Origin of the sequence: Mameliella sp. AT18 (assembly GCF_028807275.1) — a bacterium.
Lineage (GTDB): Bacteria > Pseudomonadota > Alphaproteobacteria > Rhodobacterales > Rhodobacteraceae > Antarctobacter > Antarctobacter albus.
On sequence record NZ_JARAMO010000059.1, the window covers coordinates 1 to 4806 of the forward strand.

General features: G+C 60.0%; 2 protein-coding genes and 2 pseudogenes. 2 read left to right on the forward strand and 2 right to left on the reverse strand.

Translation table 11 applies throughout. The features are described 5' to 3' along the window. Nucleotides 1–151: pseudogene (locus PVW46_RS07485) on the reverse strand (IS3 family transposase); the annotation flags it as partial. Between the two features lie 509 nt (nt 152–660). Between PVW46_RS07485 and PVW46_RS07490 the strand changes: the two are divergent. After that, a pseudogene (locus PVW46_RS07490) lies at nt 661–1309 on the forward strand (transposase); the annotation flags it as partial. A gap of 255 nt (nt 1310–1564) precedes the next feature. Here PVW46_RS07490 and PVW46_RS07495 read toward each other — a convergent pair. After that, nucleotides 1565–2248, reverse strand: a complete 684-nt coding sequence (locus PVW46_RS07495) for an IclR family transcriptional regulator (RefSeq protein ID WP_069210111.1) — start codon at nt 2246–2248, stop codon at nt 1565–1567. Between the two features lie 108 nt (nt 2249–2356). Between PVW46_RS07495 and PVW46_RS07500 the strand changes: the two genes are divergently transcribed. Then, the gene (locus PVW46_RS07500; RefSeq protein WP_069210084.1) at nt 2357–4666 is read left to right on the forward strand and encodes a cytochrome P450/oxidoreductase; all 2310 of its coding nucleotides are present in this window, start codon (nt 2357–2359) and stop codon (nt 4664–4666) included. The last annotated feature ends 140 nt before the right edge of the window (nt 4667–4806 follow it).

Consider the following 4806-nt stretch of genomic DNA (forward strand, 5'->3'; position numbering starts at 1 on the left):
CCACGACCGCGGCCAGGCATTCCCGGCTGAAGTCGTCGATGACGCAGAGCCCCCGGAAGCGGCGACCATCGGACAAGCTGTCTGACACGAAGTCCAGCGACCAGCGCTGGTTCGGCCCCTGCGGGATCGCCATAGGTGCCCTGGTCCCCAGCCCGACAACCTTCGACAAACTGGAATCGGACCAGTTCATGCCCGCAGCCAAGCGCATCTATTCACGGAACGTGTGGGACGTGCGCAAAATCGACTCCGCAATCGAAGACTTGCCCGGTGGCGCAGAAGATGCCCGTCTCGAATCCTCTGAGGATTGGTAATGGCAGGGGGAGTTTCGATGCGAATGACATTGAAATACGTTGCGGAGGACACCGACCGGCACGGCAACGTGCGCCTCTACTACCGACGGAACGGGCGAAAGGTGCGCCTCCGTGGCCCGGTCGGTTCACCTGAGTTTCTGACGGATTACCGGCGCGCCGCCGCGCGACCAAAGGAGTCGCGCAAAAAGTCCCCGCCGAAACCCGGTGTCCTGCGAAAAGACTCGCTGCATTGGCTTTGCGCTCAATACTACAAGTCCACAACGTTCGCGGAACTTGGCGCGGGGACACAAAAGACTCGGCGGTCGATACTGGAACGGTTCTGCCAGCGTAAGGGCAACGGCTCGATTGATCTTTACGACGCAGACGCTCCCCATACCTGCTGATCTGGGTCGAAAAGGACATGGCCTGGCGTGCGCCGCATGACGGGCGACCAGGATGACCTGTGGTGTTTTCCGATGCGGCCATACAGTTCAGCCTCACGATCAAGATCTTGTTCAAGCCAACGCTTTGCCAGACCTCTGGCATGGTGACGAGCCCGCTGAAGTTGGCGGGACTAGACTGGCCCGTGCCGGATTTCTCCACACTGTGCCGCAGACAAAAGACTCTGGCCGACCAGGTCCCTTCTCGCCACGCGGATGGCCCGCTGAACCTGCTTGTGGCCAGCACCGGGATCAACGATGGCGAATGGCAGGCACGCAAGCACAGCGTTCAGGGTCGGCGCCAGAGGCGCAAGGTCCATTTGGCCATGGCCCCCGCGACGTCCGACATCCGCGCTGTCGAGTTCACACCAAACCGCGATGTCGACAATCCTGCATTGCCCTACTTGCTGGGTCAGATCCCTTAGGCCGCGCCAGGAGGTAAAGATTCGCTGCCTGAAATCCGTCGGCGAGCGCATCATGGCAAGAGACCCAGATCGCCGGGCCGCCGAAATCCAAATTCGCATCGCCCTCATGAACCGCTTAAACGTCCTCGGCCCAGCCGAGATCGTCCGCGCGGCCTTGCGTCAACGGGGTAAGGGGCAGTCAGGCCTCAGGCCGGGACAAGGCGACAACGCCTATTAGAACGGGTCAGTTTTTTCATCCCTAGACACGAATCGGACCCCCGCCCCACAGCAACCTGAGTTCCTTTGACAGCGCCCCTCAGGAGCATCGTCGAATACCCACGAGCGAATGCTCAACTCGTTTGTCGCGCGGCCCCCATCAAGGCGGCGGCCGCGGCTTCCGGTCCGGTCGCGCGATCGCGTTTCAGGCGCTTTATTCGACTCCCCCAAGCGCCAAATTGATGGTTTCCGCACAATCCTGAACCAATCCTGGCGCCTGTTCGACATCGAGGTCTTCCATCGCGACCACGCCGACTGAGGCCTCGATGGCACGTCCGGACCTCACCGTCCTTGCGAGGGGACTTGCCACGCCGACTGCTCCCTTTTGCAGGGCCCCACGCGTCAGACTGAAGCCCTTTGCACGGGCTTCGCGCACTTCTTCCATATCGCCTGCCTCTTCCGGCCGTGAAGAGAGGATGGCGATCCCGGCGGCGCCTTGGGTCAGCGGATGGCGGCTCCCGACCTTGTAGCCGACCCGGATCAGTCCGTCTTGCGGTTCTGCGACCACGACAGCAACGCAATCCTTGCCTTCGGCCATGGACAGGAAAGCAGTTGCACCGGCCTGTTCGGCAAGGCGTTCGAGTCGCTTCTGAGCGATGACCCGGAATTGCGGCAGGAACTTCGACTCCAACCGGAGAACCCCGGGTCCAAGGAAGAGTCGTCCGTTTGCAAGTCGGGATACCAGGCGGTTTTCCTCCAGTGTCGACACGACACGGTAGGCAATGGCCCGGTCCACACCAAGCTCCGAAGCAATTTCGCCGACAGACACACCGCCTTCGGACGCACCGATGAAGAACAAGGCTTTCAGGCCACGATCGAGGGTTTGCAAAGTCGCCATGCCTGTTTTCTCCACGCGGGCCGTCCTGCCCGGCGTTGACCGGGGCAAGCATTCATGTTTTACTATTATAGATCACAAAGTGCTATAAAAGTAAAACAGGAAAACTCGATGCCGAACACCTGCCCTGTCGAGACACCAGCCCTTTCGCCAAATGGATGCCCCATCTCAGGACGGGCTGCCGCCTTCACCCCGTTCAACGGCCCCTACCAGGTCGATCCGGGCGAGGCCTTGAAATGGGCGCGTGAGGAGGAGCCCGTCTTTTTCAGCCCGGAAATCGGCTACTGGGTGGTGACCCGCTACGAAGATGTGAAAAGTGTCTTTCGCGACAACATCCTGTTCTCGCCTTCGATCGCGCTGGAAAAGATCACTCCGGCTGGCCCCGAAGCCCAAGCGATCCTGCAGAAATACGGCTTTGCCATGCAGCGAACGATGGTCAACGAAGACGAGCCGCACCATATGGAGCGCCGCCGGCTTCTGCTCGACGATTTCCTGCCCGAAAACCTGCAAAAGCACGAATCCGCAATGCGAACACTCACGCGGCGGTACATGGACCGTTTCATCGACCGAGGGCATGCAGACCTGGTCGAGGATATATTCAGCGAGATTCCATTAACCATTGCGCTGCACTTTTTGGGCGTTCCCGAAAAGGGGGCCGAGCAACTGCGCGGTTTCGCTGTTGCCCACACACTCAACACCTGGGGGCGTCCGACCCAGGAGGAACAGCTGGAGATTTCCGAGAACGTCGGACGATTCTGGCAGACCGCCAACCGGGTCCTGGATGACATGATCGCCAATCCGAATGGCGAGGGATGGATGTACGAAACCGTGCGCCAGCACTTTAAACATCCGGATGCCGTTCCCGAGAGCTATCTGCGTTCGATGATGATGGCGATTCTGGCGGCTGCACACGAAACGACCTCCAACGCAACCGCCAATGCCTTCTGGACCTTGCTCAACAACAGGGAATCCTGGGAGGAACTATGCGAGACTCCGAGCCTCATTCCCAGCGCCGTCGAAGAGTGCCTGCGCGTTGCCGGGTCGATTGTCGCTTGGCGCCGAATCGCGACCGACGATACAACCGTCGGCGGAGTGGATATTCCAAAGGGCGGGAAGCTCCTGATCGTTCAGGCCAGCGCGAACAAGGACAATCGCCATTGGGAAAACGCCGACGACTTCGACATCTACCGGGACAATGCGTCGGAACACATGACATTCGGCTATGGCGCGCATCAGTGCATGGGCAAGAACATCGGGCGCATGGAAATGCGGATCTTTCTCGAAGAATTTACCCGTCGGCTGCCGCACATGCGTCTGGTAAAGGGACAGGTCTTTGAAAACCTGCCCAATGTGTCGTTCCGCGGGCCTTCCAAACTGCTGGTTGAATGGGATCCCGCGCTCAATCCGGAAAAGACGGATCCCTCCGTCCTCGATCGCTCGCTGTCCTTCAAGATCGGCGCACCGGTGAGAGAGGGCATCCTTCGCCGGGTCGTGGTCCGCGATGTGATCGACGACAGTACCGGGGTGAAACGCTTCGTGCTGGCCGACCCCAAGGGACGCAAACTCCCCAAATTCTCTGCCGGTGCGCATATCGACCTCGTCGTCGGCGACTACCGCCGGAAGTATTCTTTGTGCGGCGACGCCTCGGATACCAAGACCTTTGAAATAGCGATCCTGCGCGAGAACAACGGTCGTGGCGGCTCGAAATTCTTCCACGACAACGTGGCGCCCGGAGACGTCGTACACATTGCCGGGCCCCGCAACCATTTTAGGCTCGACGCAAATGCCCCCCAGTATATCCTGATCGCGGGCGGCATCGGCATCACGCCAATCCTGGCCATGGCGGACCGGCTAAAGGCGTCCGGAAAGCCCTACCACATTCACTTCTGCGGAAAATCGCGCGACAGGCTTCCTTTGCTGGACCGCGTACAGGACCGCCACGGTCAGAGCCTTTCGTTGCATATCACCGCAGAAGGAACGCGTCTCGATCTGGACAGAGCCCTTTCGAAAGTCGGTGGCAATGATCGCGTCTATGCGTGCGGACCGGATCGACTGCTCGACGAACTCGAGTCGCTCTCGGCCAACTGGCCGGAAGGCACGTTGAAATACGAACTCTTCTCTTCTGCGAACGGTGCCCTTGATTCCAGTGTTGAACATGCTTTTGAGGTCGAATTGCGAGACTCGGGAATGACCGTCTCGGTCGCGGCTGACCAGACCCTGTACGACGCGCTTCGAGCGTCGGGGGTCGATATGCCGATGGATTGCGGCGAAGGTCTGTGCGGCACCTGCGAGACACGGGTCATCGATGGCGAGATTGACCACAGGGATCGTGTCTTGTCGGCAAAGGAAAGAGCTCAAGGCGACCGCCTCATGACCTGCTGTTCGCGGGCCCGGAACGAGAAGCTGGTACTGGCGCTTTGAAGCTCCCCCCGAAGGCAGAGAGATCCGGACGGCCTGTCTGCCTTCGCCGGCCGTATTGACTTGTGCAGCCCCGGATCAGACTTGCCCGAACGTGATGTTCTTACGCAGGTCGGCGGGCACATCGGCGAGCCGACCGCCAT